We start from the raw sequence: 15006 nt of genomic DNA, 5'->3' as shown, positions 1-15006 counted from the left end.
GGCCCCCGCCCGTGGCACCATCGGGGCGGGGGCCGGTGGTCCGCGGAGCGGAGGGTGGCGGGGATGAGGCACGACGTCCGGGTCCTGGTGGTCGGCGGCGGCATCGTCGGCCTGTCCACCGCGTACGCCCTCACCCGCGAGCACCCCGGCACGGACGTCGCCGTCCTGGAGAAGGAGGACGCCCTCGCCGCCCACCAGAGCGGCCGCAACAGCGGGGTGATCCACAGCGGCGTCTACTACCGGCCCGGCTCGCTCAAGGCCCGGTACGCCACCGACGGGGCCCGCGAGATGGTCGCGTTCTGCCGCGAGCAGGGCATCGCCCACGAGGTCACCGGCAAGCTCATCGTCGCCACCGACCCCGCCGAACTCCCCCGGCTGGCCGCCCTCGCCGACCGCGGCCGGGCCAACGGCATCCCGCTGACCGCGCTCGACCCGGCCGGCATCCGCGCCCACGAACCCGAGGTCACCGGCATCGCCGGACTGCACCTGGCCACCACCGGCATCTGCGACTACCCCGCGGTGGCCCGCCGCTACGCCGCGCTCGCCGGCGAGCGCGGCGCCGAACTGCGCCTGAACACCCCCGTCCTGGGCGTCGACCGGCGCCCGGACGGCGTCACCGTCACCACCCCGCACGGCGAGATCCGCTGCGCGGTGCTGGTCAACTGCGCCGGACTGCACAGCGACCGGATCGCCCGGCTGGCGGGCGACGACCCGGGGGTGCGGATCGTGCCGTTCCGCGGCGAGTACTACGAACTGACCGAGGAACGGCGGGAGTCGGTGCGCGGACTGGTCTACCCCGTCCCCGACCCGGCGTTCCCCTTCCTCGGCGTGCACCTCACCCGGGGCATCCACGGCGACGTCCACGTCGGGCCGAACGCGGTGCCCGCGCTGGCCCGCGAGGGCTACGACTGGCGCACCTTCAGCGCCCGCGACCTCGCCGAGACGGTGCGCTTCCCCGGCACCTGGACGATCGCCCGCCGGCACTGGCGCTACGAACTCGGCGAACTCCACCGCTCGCTCTCCAAGCGCGCCTTCACCACCGCCGTCCGCCGCCTGTTGCCCGCCGTCACCGAGGCCGACCTCGTCCCCGCCACCGCGGGCGTCCGCGCCCAGGCCGTCGCCCGCGACGGCACCCTCCTCGACGACTTCGCCTTCGCCGGCTTCGACCCCGCCGACCCGCGCTCCACCCGCCGGGTCGTCCACGTCCTCAACGCCCCCTCCCCGGCGGCGACGGCCTCGCTCGGCATCGGCCGCGAGGTCGCCCGCCGAGCGGTGGCGGCCCTCCAGGCGGGGTGACGGGGGGGTTCCGCGCCCCGGTCGGTGCACCGGCCAGGGCGGCGGCCCTCCCCGCGCCCCTGACTCCGCCCTGTCGGTCCGAGCCATCCCGGCTCCCGTGGGGGCTCCCTTAGACTGGTGCGATTGTGACCTCCTCCGCCCCCAGCCCCCAGTTGTCCGCGTCGGCCCGGCTCTCCGCCGCCCCGGCGGCGTACCCCGCGCCGATGTACCCGCACAAGGCCACCGAGGCCCAGCACCGCGAGCAGCGAATCCGCAGTTTCCAGCCGCGCCGTGGTCGGATGACCAAGGCGCAGGCGGGTGCGCTGGACCGCGGGTGGGAGCGGTTCGGGCTGGCGATCGACGGGACCCCGCTGGACCTGCCGGAGCTGTTCGCGGGCCGGCCGGTGACGCTGGAGATCGGCTTCGGGATGGGTGACACCACGGCCGCGATGGCGGCCGCCGACCCGTCCGCGGGCATCCTCGCGGCGGACGTGCACACCCCCGGCCACGGCAACCTGCTGCAGTTCCTGGAGCGGGACGGCTCGGAGAACGTCCGGCTCGCGGCGGGCGACGCGGTGATCCTGCTGCGCGACATGCTGCCGGACGCCTCGCTGGCCGGTCTGCGGGTGTTCTTCCCGGACCCGTGGCCGAAGCCGAAGCACCACAAGCGCCGGCTGATCCAGGCGTCGTTCCTGGAACTGGTGCTGCCCCGGCTGGCCCCGGGCGCGCTGGTGCACTGCGCGACCGACTGGGAGCCGTACGCGGAGCAGATGCTGGCGGTGCTGGGCGCCTCGCCGGAGCTGGAGAACCTGCACCCGGAGGGCGACGGTTCGGGCTGGCTGGAGCCGGACGGGCACCCGGCGGGCAGCGTGCCCGGGTACGCGCCGCGGCCCGGGTGGCGGCCGGTGACCAAGTTCGAGCGGGCCGGTCTGGCCAAGGGCCACGTGGTGCACGACCTGCTGTTCCGCCGCCGCTGAGCCGGTTGCCGCGGTCGGCGGTCGCCGAGCGGTCGCTCAGGTCGCTCAGGTCGCTCAGGCGGTGGCCTTGCCCGCGGCGACCAGCGCGATGAGCGCGGTGCGCTGGACGTAGGCCAGCAGGGCGACCGTCACCGTGCTCATCGCCAGCGCGAACAGCACGTGACCGAGCGTCGAGGCGACCGCCGTGCCGAGCAGGCCGAGCACCAGGTGGCTGCCCAGTCGCAGGGCGACCAGGCCGATCGCCACGTTGCGGGTGCCCTTGCCGCGCCACAGCAGCTTCGCGAGCTTGAGGCGCCGGCGCATCAGGGTGAGCGAGACGCCGAGGTTGACGGCCGCCAGCAGGACCAGCGCGGGCCAGGCCGAGGGGGCGGCCCGCAGCAGGTCGAAGGCCCCGGCGAGGACGCCCTCGAAGCCGAAGAACCAGACCGGCAGCCGCATCTCCGCGACGCTCGGCCGCGAGGCGTCGGCGGTGTCGGCGGTCCCGGCGGTCTCCGTGGCCCCGGCGGTCTCCGTGGCCCCGGTCGCGGTGAAGGCGGTGGCCGTCCCGAACCCGATGCTGCTCATGGTGTCTCCCCCGTGTCGTCCCCGGCCGCCCGGTCGCTCCCCGGCGGTGCCACCACTGTGCCCGCGCGGCCCGGTCCCGGCCCAGGAGCTGCCGTCACCGACCCGGCATGACGGATGTCACGGGCCCGGCCGGGCGGTGGGGGACGTTCCGCTCCGCTGACGATCGGTCACCTCGCGGGTACGGATTGTGCCGACCCCTCCCCCGGGGACGGGGGCTTCGCCTACCCTGCTGCAGGTGAGCAGTCCGCCCAGCGGCGGGGCCTCCTCCGGGCCGTCCGTAGGGGCCGACGCCCTGGCCGCCGATCCTCCGACGCCCCCCACCGGTTCTCGGCCGCTCCCGGAACCGACCGCGCGCCGGTCCGGCGGCCTGCTCCCGGACGGGTCGCCGCGCCCGGTGCTGAGCGGGCGCATCCCGGGGCAGCAGGGCGGCCCGGCCGCGGGCGCCGCGGCGGCGGTCTCGCTGTGGTGGCGGCTGTGGCCGTTCCGGCGGCCGGCGCTGTCCTCGGCGGTGGCGGCGCTGGCGCTGGCGGGTTCGGGGGTGCTGATCCTGCGGCTGGTGCAGCGGCAGACCGGGACGACCGGGCTGCTGGTGGGGCTGGGCCTGGCGCTGCTGCCGCTGCCGTTCGTGCTGGGCGCGCTGGCCTGGCTGAACCAGACCGCCCGGGTGCCGCTGCGGCACCTGCTGTTCTGCCTGGCCTGGGGGGCGTGCGCGGCGACCACGATGGCGATCCTGGCGAACGGCTGGGCGAGCGACTTCCTGATCGCCCACCAGGGCGCCCGGGGGGAGACCCTGGGCGCGGAGTTCGCGACGCCGCTGATCGAGGAGCTGGCGAAGGGCGCGGCGCTGCTGGTGCTGCTGCTGCCGTTGCGGCGGCGGCACCGCTGCGAGCAGGACCGCCCGTGCGCCGGGTGGCGCCGGCTGCTGTGGCACTGGCCGGGCCCCGGCCGTCCGGCGCACTTCCGCCCGGCCCCGGCGGGCCGCCAGCGGGCCCGGTCCTCCCCGCGCACCCTGGCGGCGGGCACGGTGCTGGGCGGGGTGACGGCCTGCGGGTTCGCGTTCACCGAGAACGCGCTCTACCTGGGGCGGGCGTTCACCGCGGACCGGCAGGCCCGGCTGGACGCGATCGGGCAGGGCGGGGCGCCCAGCCTGCGGGACTTCGACGGGACGGTGCACACCTTCGTGCTGCGGGCGCTGCTCTCGCCGTTCGCGCACCCGCTGTTCACCGCGCTGACCGGGCTGGGCCTGGCGATCACCCTGACCACCGGCCGGCGCTGGTCGGCCCGGCTCGGCGCACCGGCGGGCGCGCTGCTGGCGATGGGCCTGCACGGGGTGTGGAACGCGGCGGCCGGGCTGGGCACGGACGGCTTCCTGCTGGTGTACGGGCTGGTGATGGTGCCGTGCTTCGCCGCGCTGGTCAGCTTCGCGGTGTGGGCGCAGACCCGCCGCACCCGGCAGCCGTCCCGCCCGGACTGACCGGCGGCCGGGCCGGGCTGAGCCGGGCCGGGCCGGGCGCGGACGGCCGAGGGGCTGTCCCGACCTGCGCGGATGCCCGGCCGGGAAATGGATTTCCCTTTCCCGCCGGCCTCACGTAGAGTCGTGTTTACCGACGCGGGGTGGAGCAGCTCGGTAGCTCGCTGGGCTCATAACCCAGAGGTCGCAGGTTCAAATCCTGTCCCCGCTACTCAGTAGCACGAAGGCCCGGAAGCATCGCTTCCGGGCCTTCGCCGTGTGTCCGTCCGGGCCTTCGCCGTGTGTCCGGAGGTGCTGCCGTTCGCCGGTGTGACGGGTGCGTCCCGTGATGGGGTAGAGTCGTGTTTACCGACGCGGGGTGGAGCAGCTCGGTAGCTCGCTGGGCTCATAACCCAGAGGTCGCAGGTTCAAATCCTGTCCCCGCTACTCAGTAGCACGAAGGCCCGGAGGCAACGCCTCCGGGCCTTCGCCGTGTCCGCCCGGAGCTCGTCCGGAAGGTCGGTCGGATAAATCCGTTGCCTCTCCCGGCGGGCGGTGCCTATGGTGGCGGCACACTGAAAGGAGGTGATCCTGAGTTGAGTTCTTTCAGGATGCGTGAGGTGGCTGCTCGCTAGAGCCGCCCCTGCCTGCGCAGCGGTGAGGCCGTTCGGTCTCCGGCTCAGGCGAATTTCCAGCAGTCACCCGGCCCGTGGGCTCACCGGTACATCCCCGGTGCCTCGGTCGCCGTCCCCAGCGGGACGGTCCGAGGAGCAGCCCGCGGGCCGTCTGCGTTCTCGAAGGTCTGAGAGCTCCCGGGGGTCCCGGGGGCCGTCGCCCCGCGCCGGGGCGGGAAGCCGTGGCGGCGGGCCGCCGCGGTGACGGCGAGGACGGGCAGCAGCAGGGCGAGGGCGAACGGAGGCAGCGCGCCGGGGCCGCCCAGGTCGAGCAGCAGCCCGCCGACGGCGCCGCCGAGGCCCATCGCGGTGTTCCAGGTGGCGACCAGCAGGGTCTGGCCGCGTTCGCCGCCGGCGTCGGCCACCGCGGTCTGGAACAGCGGGGCGGCGCCGCCCCAGCCGAGGCCCCAGAGCGCGGCGGCGAGCAGCACCAGGGGTGCGGCGGGCGCGGGCAGCAGCAGGAGGGCGACGGCGGCGAGGAACGCGGCGCCGGCGGCCAGCGTGAGCCGCCGCAGCCGCCGGTCGACCAGCGCGCCGGTGGCGGCGAGCCCGACGACGGCGGCCAGGCCGAGGACGAGCAGCAGCAGGTCGCGGCGGTCGGCCGCGCCGTAGTGGGCGAGCAGCGCGGCGATGTAGGTGTAGAGCACGTTGTGGGCCAGGACGTACGCGGCGGTGACGAACAGCACGGGCCGCACGCCGGGCAGGCGCAGGGCGGCGCGGACGGGTTCGGGGCGGCCGGGGCGGCGGCCGGGGGCGTCGGGGACGGCGGCGGTGATCCACAGCAGCAGGGCGGCGGCGAGGACGGCGACCAGCGCGAAGGTGGGCCGCCAGCCGATCAGCCGACCGGACCAGGTGCCGAGCGGGATGCCGAGGGAGAGCGCGAGCGGGACGCCGATGCCGGTGACGGCGATCGCCCGGCCGTGCAGGGCGGGCGGGGTCAGGCGGCGGGCGTAGCCGACGAGCTCGGCCCAGATCGCGGCGACGGCGACCCCGGCGGCGATCCGGACGGCCATGGTGAGCGGGTAGGACGGGGAGAGCGCGGTGACGGCGTCGGCCAGCAGCAGCACTGCGACGGCGGCCAGCACCAGGCGCTTGCGGGACCAGTGGGCGGTGGCCCGGGCCAGCGGGATCGCGGACAGGCCGGTGGCCAGGGCGTAGCCGGTCAGCGACTGGCCCATCGCGGATTCGCCGACCCGCAGGTCGTGGGCCATCTCGGGGAGGACGCCGGCGGGCAGCGCCTCGGTGACGATGCCGAGGAAGGCCGCGGTGGCCAGGGCCAGCAGCGGGGACCAGCGCAGCCGGGGCGCGGACGGGGTGGTTGCCATGCGGGTATGGTCGAACTCTGACATCGATGTGAGAGTCAAGTCCTTCCGGCGGGCCGGGGACGGCGGACGGAGGAGCCGGTGCGGATCGGTGAACTGGCGGCCCGGACGGGGGTGGCGCCCCGGCTGCTGCGCTACTACGAGGAGCAGGGGTTGCTGAAGCCGGGCCGCTCCGCGAACGGCTACCGGGAGTACGGGGAACCGCTGGTGGAGCGGGTCCGACAGATCCGCTCGCTGCTGGCCTCCGGCCTGTCCACCCGCACCATCCGCACCGTGCTGCCCTGCCTGACGGACGGCCAGTTCCACGTCCGGGACGCCGCGCCGGAGACGCTGGCGGTGCTGGAGCACGAGTACCGGCAGCTGGCGGAGCGGGCGGAGTGCCTGGCCCGCAGCCGGGACGCGGTGGGCGCCTACCTGGGGGCGGTGCGCTCGCTGCGGGCGGCCGGGCGGTAGCCGGGGCGCGGCGGGCGGGCCGGGCGCAGCACCAGCACCCGGCCGGTGGAGCCGGTGCGCAGGACGCGGCTGGCGATCCGGTGGTGGCGCAGCGCGGCGCGCAGTTCGGTCAGGTGCGGGCAGCGCCGGCCGCGTTCGTCGTACAGCGGGAAGACCCGGACCTCGCCGTCGGGGGCGGTGACCCGGACGAGTTCGCGCAGTGCGCGCAGCTGCTCGACGGGGCCGAAGACGGCCGGGTAGGCGAACAGCAGGTAGGAGCTGAGGGTGAGCGCGAAGGTGCCGTCGGCGAACGGGAGCCGGGGCAGCGCGGCGGCCACGTAGCGGTCGGGGTGGGCGGTGGCGTCGGCGGTGAACAGCCGGCGGGCGCGGTCCCAGCTGCGCAGGTACTTCTCGGGGCGGCGCAGGGCGGGCAGGTGGCTGCGGGGGTCGCGGCGGATGGCGGCGGCCATGGTCGCCCGGCCGTCGGCGGCGAGCGCGGCGAGGCGGTGCGGGCCGAGCGCGTAGCCCGGGTCGGCGGCGACCACCTCGCAGCCGAGCGCACGGGCCTCGGCGGCGAGCGCGGCGGCCCCGCCGGGGCAGTCCAGGACGGGGCCGGGCAGCCGGGCCAGTCCGACCCGGGTGAGACCGAAGCAGGCGCAGTACTCGTCCAGCGGCCGGGAGGTGACCAGCACCGGCGGAGCCTCCGCGGGCCGGGAGGGCCGGGAGGGCCGGGCGAGGGTGGTCGGGCACATGCGGGGCCTCCGGACGTTCGACGGGCCCGGGGTGCGGCCCGGGCCCGTGGTCATCCGACCACGGGCCCGGGGGTGTCGCACGTCCAGTCGGTGCCGGGGGTGCGGCCGACGCGGGAGGAGGTCCCGGCGGCCGCGGGCTCAGTCGTTGGCGGAGAGCAGGGCCCGGGCGGCGAAGCGGTTGATGCCGGTGAGGCCGCGGATCAGCTGCGGCGTGAGGAGCACGAAGACCAGGCCGAGCAGGCAGACGCCGGCGATCTGCCAGGGTTCGGTGAGCTCGTAGACGTGCTGGACGCCGTGGGAGTCGCGCCAGTCGGCGACCCGGTAGCCGTCCCAGGGGGTGTAGCGGCCGAACACCCACTGGTAGGCCGGGAACAGGGCGAGCGACCAGCCGAGGCAGAAGAAGGTCACCGAGAGCGTGAAGCTGAGGATCGCCCAGGGGAGCATGACGAACTGGTGCAGCGCGGCCTTCCAGCCCGCCGGGTCGGCCAGTCGGCCGGTGATCCGGCCCCAGACGCCCTCCCGGCGGACGGTGATCTCCGGCGGGGCGGGCAGTTCCTCGCCCAGCAGGGTGCGGATGCGCAGCCGCTCGGCGGCGCCGAGGCCGCGGGCGACGGCCAGCAGCAGGGCGAGGACGGGCAGGCCGATCACGGTGAGGGAGAGGCCGAGGCCGGCGCAGAACAGCGGCACGACCAGGGCGAAGCCGAGCACCGCCATCGGCAGCCCGCTGAGCGCGTAGCCGAGCTGCTGGAAGGTGCGCCGGGAGAACGGGGCGCGCCAGAACCCGGGCCGGTCGAGGTGGCCGCCGGGGCTGGTGACGGGGTACGCAGCGGTGGACATCCACGGTCCTTCGGGTCGTCGGGCGGCCCCGCCGGTCGGCGGTGCCGGGCACGTGCTCCAATCTGCCGCAGCGGCCCGGCCGGGGTAATGACGCCTGCTGCCGAATCCGTGGTGGGGTTAACCCCCGTCCCGCCCTGCGGCCCGCTCTCCCCCGGACCCGACGGGCGCCCCGGGCCCGACGGGCGCGACGGACGCGACGGACGCGACGGACGCAGCGAACGCGACAGGCGCTACGGACGCGGCGGCCCGGACCACGGCGGGCCCGGCCACTCGGGGGCCGGCAGCGAGTACTGGAGCGCGTCGTGCCACCCGCCGTCCCGGTGCGACTCGGCCCGGACCCGGCCCTCGTACCGGAACCCGGCCCGGGCCGGCACCCGGACCGAGGCGGTGTTGGCGGGGTCGCAGCGGGCCGCCAGCCGGTACAGGCCCAGGGTCTCGAAGCCGAGCGCGCACAGCAGCGCGGTGACCTCGGCGGCGTACCCGCGGCCCCAGGTGTCGCGGCGCAGGACGCAGCCGAGCCGGGCCGCGTGCCCGTCCTCGCGGGTGAGCGCGGCCTGGCCGACCGGCTCGCCCGACGGGTCGTCGACGGCCAGCCGGTAGTGCGTCCGGGGCTCCTCCTCGGCGGTCTCCAGGTACAGCTCGACCTGGTCGGCGCGGTCCTCGAAGTCCCGCACCCCGAACGGGAGGTGGCGGACCGTCTCGGGGTCACCGTGCACCGCGTGCAGGGCGGCCACCTCCTCCGGGGTGTGCCGGTACTCCCGCAGGGTGAGCCGGGGGCCGCACAGCCGGAGGGTCTCCATGGCCGCCGACCCTACCGGGCGCCGGTCCGGGGACCGGCTACCGTACCGGGGTGGACGACGACGACCTGCACCTGCTCCCCCGCACCCGTGCCGCCGATCTGCTGAGCTGGGCGGACGGGGCGGGGCTCGACCCGGTGCCCGAGCCGGCGGTGCGGACCGTGCTGACCCTGCTGGAGCTGGGCGGGGCCCGGCTGCACGAGGGCCTCCCCGAACTCACCTCCCCGGTGCTGGAGCACCTGCTCTACGAGCAGCTCCACCTGTACGTGCAACCGGACGGCGACCCGGCGGCGTACCCGGCGGCGGTGCGGCTGCTGATCGAGCGGCAGCGGGCGGCCCGGCGGCTGAACGCCAAGCGCGCGGAGAAGCTCCGCGCGGAGGCCGACTGGCAGGGCGAGGTGCTGCTCTCCCTGCTGCGCCGCTCCGACCTGGTGACCTGGCCCCGGCTGTACGCCCTGCTGCTGCGCGCGGACGGGGTGCCGACCGCGGACCTCGGTGCGGTCCGGGCCTGGCTGGCGGCGTTCCGCGAACTCCCGGAGGAGGAGCGCTTCGCCGCCTTCGACCGGGTGCCCGGCCTGGACGGGGACGGCCACTGGGACCAGCCGGGACGGCCGCTGCTGATCGGCGTCTCCACCGACGGGGCCCGGCGGCTGCTGGAGCAGGGCCTGATGCGGCGCAGCTACCGCAACCTCGCCGAGCTGAACGCCCGCGGGCTGCCGATGCCCGCCGAACTCACCGGCGCGTTCGAGGAGTTCGAGGAGGCGGTGGCGCAGGCCGCGATCGACCTGTGCGGCGAGTGGACCGTCCCGGGGCTGCCGCGGCTGCTGCTGGAGGAGTTCCCGGAGCTGGCCCCCGAGGAGTACTGAGCGGGGCCGGAGAGCACTGAGCGGGCCGGGGCGGCCGGGCGCGGGAGCGCCGATCCGGGTGGCTGGGCCCTGTCCGGCCGATCTTGTCGGATCAGCGCGCGGCGTCGGGCGCCCGGCTGGGAGTGCCGGCGGAACGCCCTCGTACTGGGTGTACTCGGGTGTTTCGCCGGTGCTTCCGAGGGGGCACCTCCCAGCCCCCCTTGGGGCTGGGGGAGGGATGATCCGGCGTCGCGCGCCCGGCAAGATCGGCCGGACAGGGCCTAGAAGACTGGTGAAGATCTTGGTGTGATCTGGGCTGCCGCTGTCACACGGTGGCCGGGATGTGCCAGGTGGTGCCGTTGTGGTCGAGTCCGAGGTTGATCAGGGTTCGGAGGTTGAGGGCGGCGGCGCGGGTGTGGAGCCAGGCGTTGTTCCTGATCGTGCCGATGTGCCGTAGCCGGCGGTTGCCGCCTGCGACGAGCCAGGCGACGGCGCGTTCGACGGGTGGCCGCCAGCGTCGGTAGGCGGCCTGCCAATCGGGGTCGGTGGCTGCTTGGTGGCGGGCTGCGGCGAGCAGGTCCTGGTGGGGACGGATGGTAATGATCCGCCCGGCCTTGGCGGTGGTGCACCGCTGTCGCAGCGGGCAGCCGGTGCACTGGTCGGTGAACAGTGCCTTGCGTTGCATCTTCCGCCCGGACGGTGCGGACAGGGGGACGGTGTGGCCGGCCGGGCAGGTGACCGTGCCGCCGGTGGTGTCGATGGCGAAGTCGTCGAGGCCGAACCCGCCCACCACGGCGGTCTTCAGCGGGGCGGGTTTGAGGAACAGCCGGTGCCCGGCCTGCTGCAACGCCTCACGGACGGGGCCGGTGGAGTAGGCGGTGTCACCGAAGGCGTCCACCGGTTCGTCCTCGTCGGCGAGCAGGTCGAGCGCAACGGTGGCCTCGTGGTGTTCGCTGCCGCTGCCGGGCGTGAGCGCGACGGCGGTGAACAGGCCGGTCTCGGGCTCGACGGCCAGGTGGGCCTTGTAGCCGTCCTGGTAGTGGCTGCGGGTCTTGTGGACGTGGCGGGCATCGGGGTCGACGGTGGAGACGATGCGGTCGGGTGCGGTTCCCCGGGTGATGCGCCAGCGTCCGTCCCGGCCGTCGCAATCGTCGGCGGGCTCGACGTCTTGACCTGCGACCAGGGCCAGCAGGCCCGCCGCGTTCGCGGCCTTCTCGCCGAGTTGCCGCTCGGGCAGGTGCCCGAGCAGTCCGAGCGCGTCACCGACCAGGGCGTCCACCAGGTCCGCCCGGGCCTGCCGGTCGTTCCAGGCGATGCGGGGCTTGCCCGGATCGCGGTAGTCGTGCGCGGTGCACCGGACGGCTGCGGCCTCGTCGGCGCCGGGGACCTCGCGGATCACCGCCCGGATCGCGGAGATGAGTTGGGTGACGGTGTCCTGGGTTGCGACCGCGTCGTCCAGCACGGTGGAGTCCAACGCCCGGCGGTGACGGCCCTTCAGCACGCCGGTCGCCCTCACGACCTCGCGCACCGCCTCGAAGACCCGCTCCGGCCGCGCCGAGCGGGCCAGTCGGCGGCGGAAGTAGGCCAGCAGCGACGGGTCGAACGCCGTGTCGTGCAGGCCGAGCCCGCAGGCGGCCTTCCACCGCAGGTCGCACCGCAGTTCCTGCACGGTCTCGAAGTCCGACAGGCCGTGCAGGGCCTGCAGCGTGATCGCCGTGGCCAGGACCTGCGGCGGCATGCTCGGGCGGCCGTTCGCCGACGGGTACATGTCCGCGAACATCACCGCCGGGAACAGCCGGCCCCGGTGCTCGGCCAGAAACGCGAACACACTGCCCGCCGGGATCAGGCCCCGGCAGGTCTCCCACACATCCGGCCCGACCGTCTCTCCAGCCCATTCCCCCATCGCCACGAAACGAGTCTGGTCCCGCCGCTTGCGCGGCGAGACCAGAACTCAAGATCTTCACCAGTCTTCTAGGGCCGGAGGCCGAGGTGGTGCAGCCAGGGGAGGGGGTCGACGGGGGCCGCGCCGCCCGGGCGGACTTCGAGGTGCAGGTGGGGGGTGGTGGCGTTGCCGGTGGCGCCGACGGCCCCCAGGACGGTGCCGGCGGCGACCCGGCCGGCGGGGGCGGCGATCCGGGAGAGGTGGCAGTACCAGAGCTCGGTGCCGTCGGGGAGGGTCTGGATGACCCGGTAGCCGTAGGTGCCGGACCAGCCCGCCGAGGTGACGGTGCCGGCGGTGACGGCGGTGACGGGGGTGCCGGTGCGGGCGGCGAAGTCCAGACCGGTGTGCAGGTGGGCCCAGTGCGCGCCCGGCTGGGCGGACGGGTCGGCCAGTCGGTAGTCGGCGACCGGGAGGACGGCTTCGGCCCCGGCCTCGGTGGCCGCGGGGTCGGCCGCGGTCTCGGCCCGGCGGTCGGCGTGCTTGGTCTCGGCCTCCTGCGCGGCGGCGACCCGGGCGGACTCCTCGGTGGCGGTGCGCTGCCCGTCGGCCTGCTGGAGGATGCGGGCGGCCAGGGCGAGGCCGGGGTCGGCGGCGAGCAGTCCCTCGGAGGCTTCGTCGGCGGCGGCGACGGGGGCCGGGGCCGGGACGGCGGCCTGGGCGGGGGCGGCGGCGAGGCCGGTGGCGCCGAGGGCGGCGGTCATCGCGGTGACGCCCAGCAGCGGTGCGCCGACGCGGGCCTGGCGGGGCAGCCGGGGCCGGATGGGTTCGGTCTCGACCGGGTGGTCGAGCAGCTGGGTGCCGGTGCTCTCGGTGTAGGTCGACGCCACGGGGGCGCGCTCCTTCCTTCCCTGCCGCCGACCGGGTTAGCTGACGGGTTCGGAGGTGGAAGGTCTCCTACGGTCGGGCCCAGGGCCGTCCCGATTCACCCCGGTGGAACGTGGTTCCCCGGCTCCCGGGCCCGACCGCGGGGGCGGGCCCGATGGATTAGGCGTGGCGCACGGTGCCGCATGGTTACGGCGTTGCCGACCGCGCTGCGTTATCAAACGTTAATCCTATGGACCCCATGATTCCAAGCGCCTACCGAGGTGCAGTGAAACTTTCCTGATGCCCTATGGGCGATTTGTGACGGTTCGCCAAGGGGCCCGGTTCCGGACATGACGGACCGTGACGGCGCGGTTGAGTATCCGTACTCACGACCCCCCGCCACCCCCGGCGGGACCCTGGCCCCATGACCGCATCCGTGCCGCACCGCACCACCTCCGCCTACTACCTGCAGGCCGTCGCCTCCTTCGCGTTCGCCACGGCCGCCCTCGTCCTCGGGATCGCCTACCTCCCGGTCAGCGCCTGGATGCGCGCCTTCCTCGGCGTCGGCCTGCTCTACGAGATCACCTCCGCGTTCACGCTGGCCAAGGTGATCCGCGACCGCCAGGACGAGGGCGCGCTCACCAGCCGGGTCGACCAGGCCCGGCTGGAGAAGCTGCTCGCCGAGCACGACCCGTTCAAGGTCGACGGGATCTGACGGGACGGGACCCGGCGGGATGCGGGCGCCCGACGGGCGGGCGGCGCGGGCGTGCCGGTGACCGGGAGTTGACGGCTAAGGCTATTAGCCTTAGCTTTATGGCTATCGGCAGGAGCCGGGCCCCGAGCGCCCGGAGCGCCGGACGCCCGCCAGGAGGCCCGCGATGAACAGCACCCTCGGCACCACCACCCGGTACCTCGACGTCACCGACGGCCGGATCGCCTACGACGACGCCCCCGGCCCCGGCACCCCGGTCGTCCTGCTGCCCGGCATGCTCGACAAGCGGGCGGTCTACCGCCACCTCGCCCCGCTGCTGGGCGCCGCCGGGCACCGGGTGGTCAGCATGGACCTGCGCGGCATGGGCGAGTCCTCGACCGGCTTCACCGACCACAGCCCGGCCGCGATCGCCGAGGACCTGGCGGCCCTGCTGGACCACCTGGACCTGCGCGGCGCCGTCCTGGTCGGCAGCTCGTACACCGGCGCCAGCGTGGTCCGGGCCGCCGCGCTCGCCCCCGGGCGCACCGGCGGTGTGGTGCTGATCGACGCGTTCGTCGAGAACCTGCCGCTGAACGGCTTCCAGAAGGCGCTGTTCGGCCTGGCCGCCCCGCTGGTCAGCGCGTTCCCCGGGCTGTGGAGCGCGATGCAGAAGTTCTACTACCAGGGCGAGCGGCCCGCCGACTTCGACGTCTACCGGGCCGGGCTGGCCGCGATGCTCCGCGAGCCCGCCCGCAAGGCCGCGCTGCGCGGCTACCTGCGGGGCGACTCCGCGCCGGTCGGCTGGTGCGCGGCGGTCGACGTGCCCGCGCTGGTGCTGATGGGCGACAAGGACCCGGACTTCCCGCAGCCCGGGCTGGTCGCCGACCGGCAGGCCGCCGCGCTGCGCGGCCGCACGGTGATGATCGGCGGCGCCGGCCACTACCCGATGGCCAGTCACCCGCAGGCCGTCGCCGACGCCCTGCTGCCCTTCCTGGCCGGACTGGGCGGGCCGGCCGGGCAGGCCGGGGCGGCCGACGAGAACGGGACCGCCCGCTGATGCCCCGCGCCGGACTCTCCACCGCCGCCGTGGTGGACCACGCCCTCGAACTGATCGACGAACGCGGCGTCGAGGCGCTCACCCTGGCCGCCGTCGCCGCCCGGGCCGGTGTCGCCACCCCCTCGCTGTACAAGCACGTCGCCGGGGGCCTGCCCGAACTGCGCCGGCTGGTCGCCGTCCGCACCACCGGGGAACTGGCCGACCACCTGGCCGCCGCCGTCCTCGGCCACTCCCGGGACGCGGCGGTCCGCGCCCTGCTCGCCGCCTACGCCGGGTACGCGCTGCGCCACCCCCGCCGGTACGCGGCGCTGCCGCAGGCGCCGGACCCGGAGCCGGGCCCGGAGTTGGCCGCGGCGGCCGAACGGCTGGTGGGCGTGCTGTTCGCGGTGCTGCGCGGCTACGGGCTGGCGGGCTCGGAGGCGGTGCACGCGGTGCGGACGCTGCGGGCCGCGGCCCACGGGTACGCCTCGCTGACCACGGCGGGGGCGTTCCGGCTCGCCGAGGGCACGGACGTCACGCTGGAGCGGCTGACCGGCGTGCTGGTCGAGGGCCTGGCCAACTGGCCCGGCGCGGAAGGCGCGTGACCT

General features: G+C 75.6%; 15 protein-coding genes, 2 tRNA genes and 1 riboswitch. Of the genes, 10 read left to right on the top strand and 7 right to left on the bottom strand.

The features are described from left to right. The first annotated feature begins 63 nt into the window (after window positions 1–63). Both lhgO and trmB read left to right on the top strand, forming a co-directional pair. Window positions 64–1296 (top strand): L-2-hydroxyglutarate oxidase, encoded by a 1233-nt coding sequence (lhgO, locus tag QMQ26_RS19795; protein WP_282202188.1) that lies wholly within the window; start codon window positions 64–66, stop codon window positions 1294–1296. Window positions 1297–1421: 125 nt separating this feature from the next. Continuing rightward, a complete protein-coding gene (trmB, locus tag QMQ26_RS19790) occupies window positions 1422–2252 on the top strand; it encodes a tRNA (guanosine(46)-N7)-methyltransferase TrmB (RefSeq protein ID WP_100836879.1) in 831 nt (276 codons plus the stop codon). Window positions 2253–2306: 54 nt separating this feature from the next. On the opposite strand, the gene QMQ26_RS19785 is transcribed toward trmB, so the two are convergent. Beyond that, the gene (locus QMQ26_RS19785) at window positions 2307–2816 is read right to left on the bottom strand and encodes a hypothetical protein (protein WP_282202187.1); all 510 of its coding nucleotides are present in this window, start codon (window positions 2814–2816) and stop codon (window positions 2307–2309) included. 235 nt (window positions 2817–3051) lie between these two features. Here QMQ26_RS19785 and QMQ26_RS19780 point away from each other — a divergent pair, with 235 nt between their 5' ends. The 3 genes from QMQ26_RS19780 (at window position 3052) to QMQ26_RS19770 (ending at window position 4713) form a co-directional block, all read left to right on the top strand. Beyond that, window positions 3052–4290, top strand: coding sequence for a PrsW family intramembrane metalloprotease (locus QMQ26_RS19780; protein ID WP_282202186.1), 1239 nt, complete (start codon window positions 3052–3054; stop codon window positions 4288–4290). A gap of 134 nt (window positions 4291–4424) precedes the next feature. Continuing rightward, window positions 4425–4498, top strand: a tRNA-Met gene (locus tag QMQ26_RS19775). 141 nt (window positions 4499–4639) lie between these two features. Beyond that, window positions 4640–4713: transfer RNA gene (locus QMQ26_RS19770), tRNA-Met, on the top strand. A gap of 268 nt (window positions 4714–4981) precedes the next feature. On the opposite strand, the gene QMQ26_RS19765 is transcribed toward QMQ26_RS19770, so the two are convergent. Beyond that, window positions 4982–6265, bottom strand: coding sequence for an MFS transporter (locus QMQ26_RS19765; protein ID WP_282202185.1), 1284 nt, complete (start codon window positions 6263–6265; stop codon window positions 4982–4984). 78 nt (window positions 6266–6343) lie between these two features. On the opposite strand from QMQ26_RS19765, the gene QMQ26_RS19760 reads away from it, so the two are divergent. After that, window positions 6344–6715 (top strand): MerR family transcriptional regulator, encoded by a 372-nt coding sequence (locus QMQ26_RS19760; RefSeq protein ID WP_282202184.1) that lies wholly within the window; start codon window positions 6344–6346, stop codon window positions 6713–6715. Here the strand turns inward: QMQ26_RS19760 and QMQ26_RS19755 are convergent. From QMQ26_RS19755 to QMQ26_RS19745, 3 genes are all read right to left on the bottom strand, one after another. Next, a complete protein-coding gene (locus QMQ26_RS19755; protein ID WP_282202183.1) occupies window positions 6673–7446 on the bottom strand; it encodes a class I SAM-dependent methyltransferase in 774 nt (257 codons plus the stop codon). The two genes, QMQ26_RS19760 and QMQ26_RS19755, sit on opposite strands and share 43 nt — an antisense overlap. 138 nt (window positions 7447–7584) lie before the next feature. Further along, entirely contained in the window at window positions 7585–8283 is a 699-nt protein-coding gene (locus QMQ26_RS19750) for a sensor domain-containing protein (RefSeq protein ID WP_100836884.1), read from the bottom strand. Window positions 8284–8513: 230 nt separating this feature from the next. After that, window positions 8514–9083: a GNAT family N-acetyltransferase gene (locus QMQ26_RS19745; RefSeq protein ID WP_282202182.1), complete on the bottom strand. Its 570-nt coding sequence runs from the start codon at window positions 9081–9083 to the stop codon at window positions 8514–8516. 50 nt (window positions 9084–9133) lie between these two features. On the opposite strand from QMQ26_RS19745, the gene QMQ26_RS19740 reads away from it, so the two are divergent. Then, entirely contained in the window at window positions 9134–9946 is an 813-nt protein-coding gene (locus QMQ26_RS19740; RefSeq protein WP_282202181.1) for a hypothetical protein, read from the top strand. A gap of 304 nt (window positions 9947–10250) precedes the next feature. Here the strand turns inward: QMQ26_RS19740 and QMQ26_RS19735 are convergent, their stop codons facing one another. Together QMQ26_RS19735 and QMQ26_RS19730 are read right to left on the bottom strand one after the other, a co-directional pair. Beyond that, the gene (locus tag QMQ26_RS19735) at window positions 10251–11828 is read right to left on the bottom strand and encodes an IS1182 family transposase (RefSeq protein ID WP_282206568.1); all 1578 of its coding nucleotides are present in this window, start codon (window positions 11826–11828) and stop codon (window positions 10251–10253) included. A gap of 68 nt (window positions 11829–11896) precedes the next feature. Further along, window positions 11897–12694, bottom strand: a complete 798-nt coding sequence (locus tag QMQ26_RS19730) for a M23 family metallopeptidase (protein WP_282202180.1) — start codon at window positions 12692–12694, stop codon at window positions 11897–11899. A gap of 10 nt (window positions 12695–12704) precedes the next feature. Next, window positions 12705–12868, bottom strand: a riboswitch (cyclic di-AMP (ydaO/yuaA leader). 227 nt (window positions 12869–13095) lie between these two features. On the opposite strand from QMQ26_RS19730, the gene QMQ26_RS19725 reads away from it, so the two are divergent. The 3 genes from QMQ26_RS19725 to QMQ26_RS19715 all read left to right on the top strand — a co-directional run bounded on the left by QMQ26_RS19725 (window position 13096) and on the right by QMQ26_RS19715 (window position 15003). After that, entirely contained in the window at window positions 13096–13386 is a 291-nt protein-coding gene (locus QMQ26_RS19725) for a YiaA/YiaB family inner membrane protein (protein WP_100836888.1), read from the top strand. A gap of 163 nt (window positions 13387–13549) precedes the next feature. After that, window positions 13550–14419 (top strand): alpha/beta fold hydrolase, encoded by an 870-nt coding sequence (locus tag QMQ26_RS19720; RefSeq protein WP_282202179.1) that lies wholly within the window; start codon window positions 13550–13552, stop codon window positions 14417–14419. Beyond that, window positions 14419–15003, top strand: coding sequence for a TetR-like C-terminal domain-containing protein (locus tag QMQ26_RS19715; protein WP_100836890.1), 585 nt, complete (start codon window positions 14419–14421; stop codon window positions 15001–15003). The genes QMQ26_RS19720 and QMQ26_RS19715 overlap by 1 nt, the downstream gene beginning before the upstream one ends. Window positions 15004–15006 lie beyond the last annotated feature (3 nt).

Origin of the sequence: Kitasatospora fiedleri (assembly GCF_948472415.1) — a bacterium.
Lineage (GTDB): Bacteria > Actinomycetota > Actinomycetes > Streptomycetales > Streptomycetaceae > Kitasatospora > Kitasatospora fiedleri.
The sequence above is the reverse complement of the archived record's forward strand: the minus strand, read 5'-3'. Positions and strand labels throughout refer to the sequence as shown.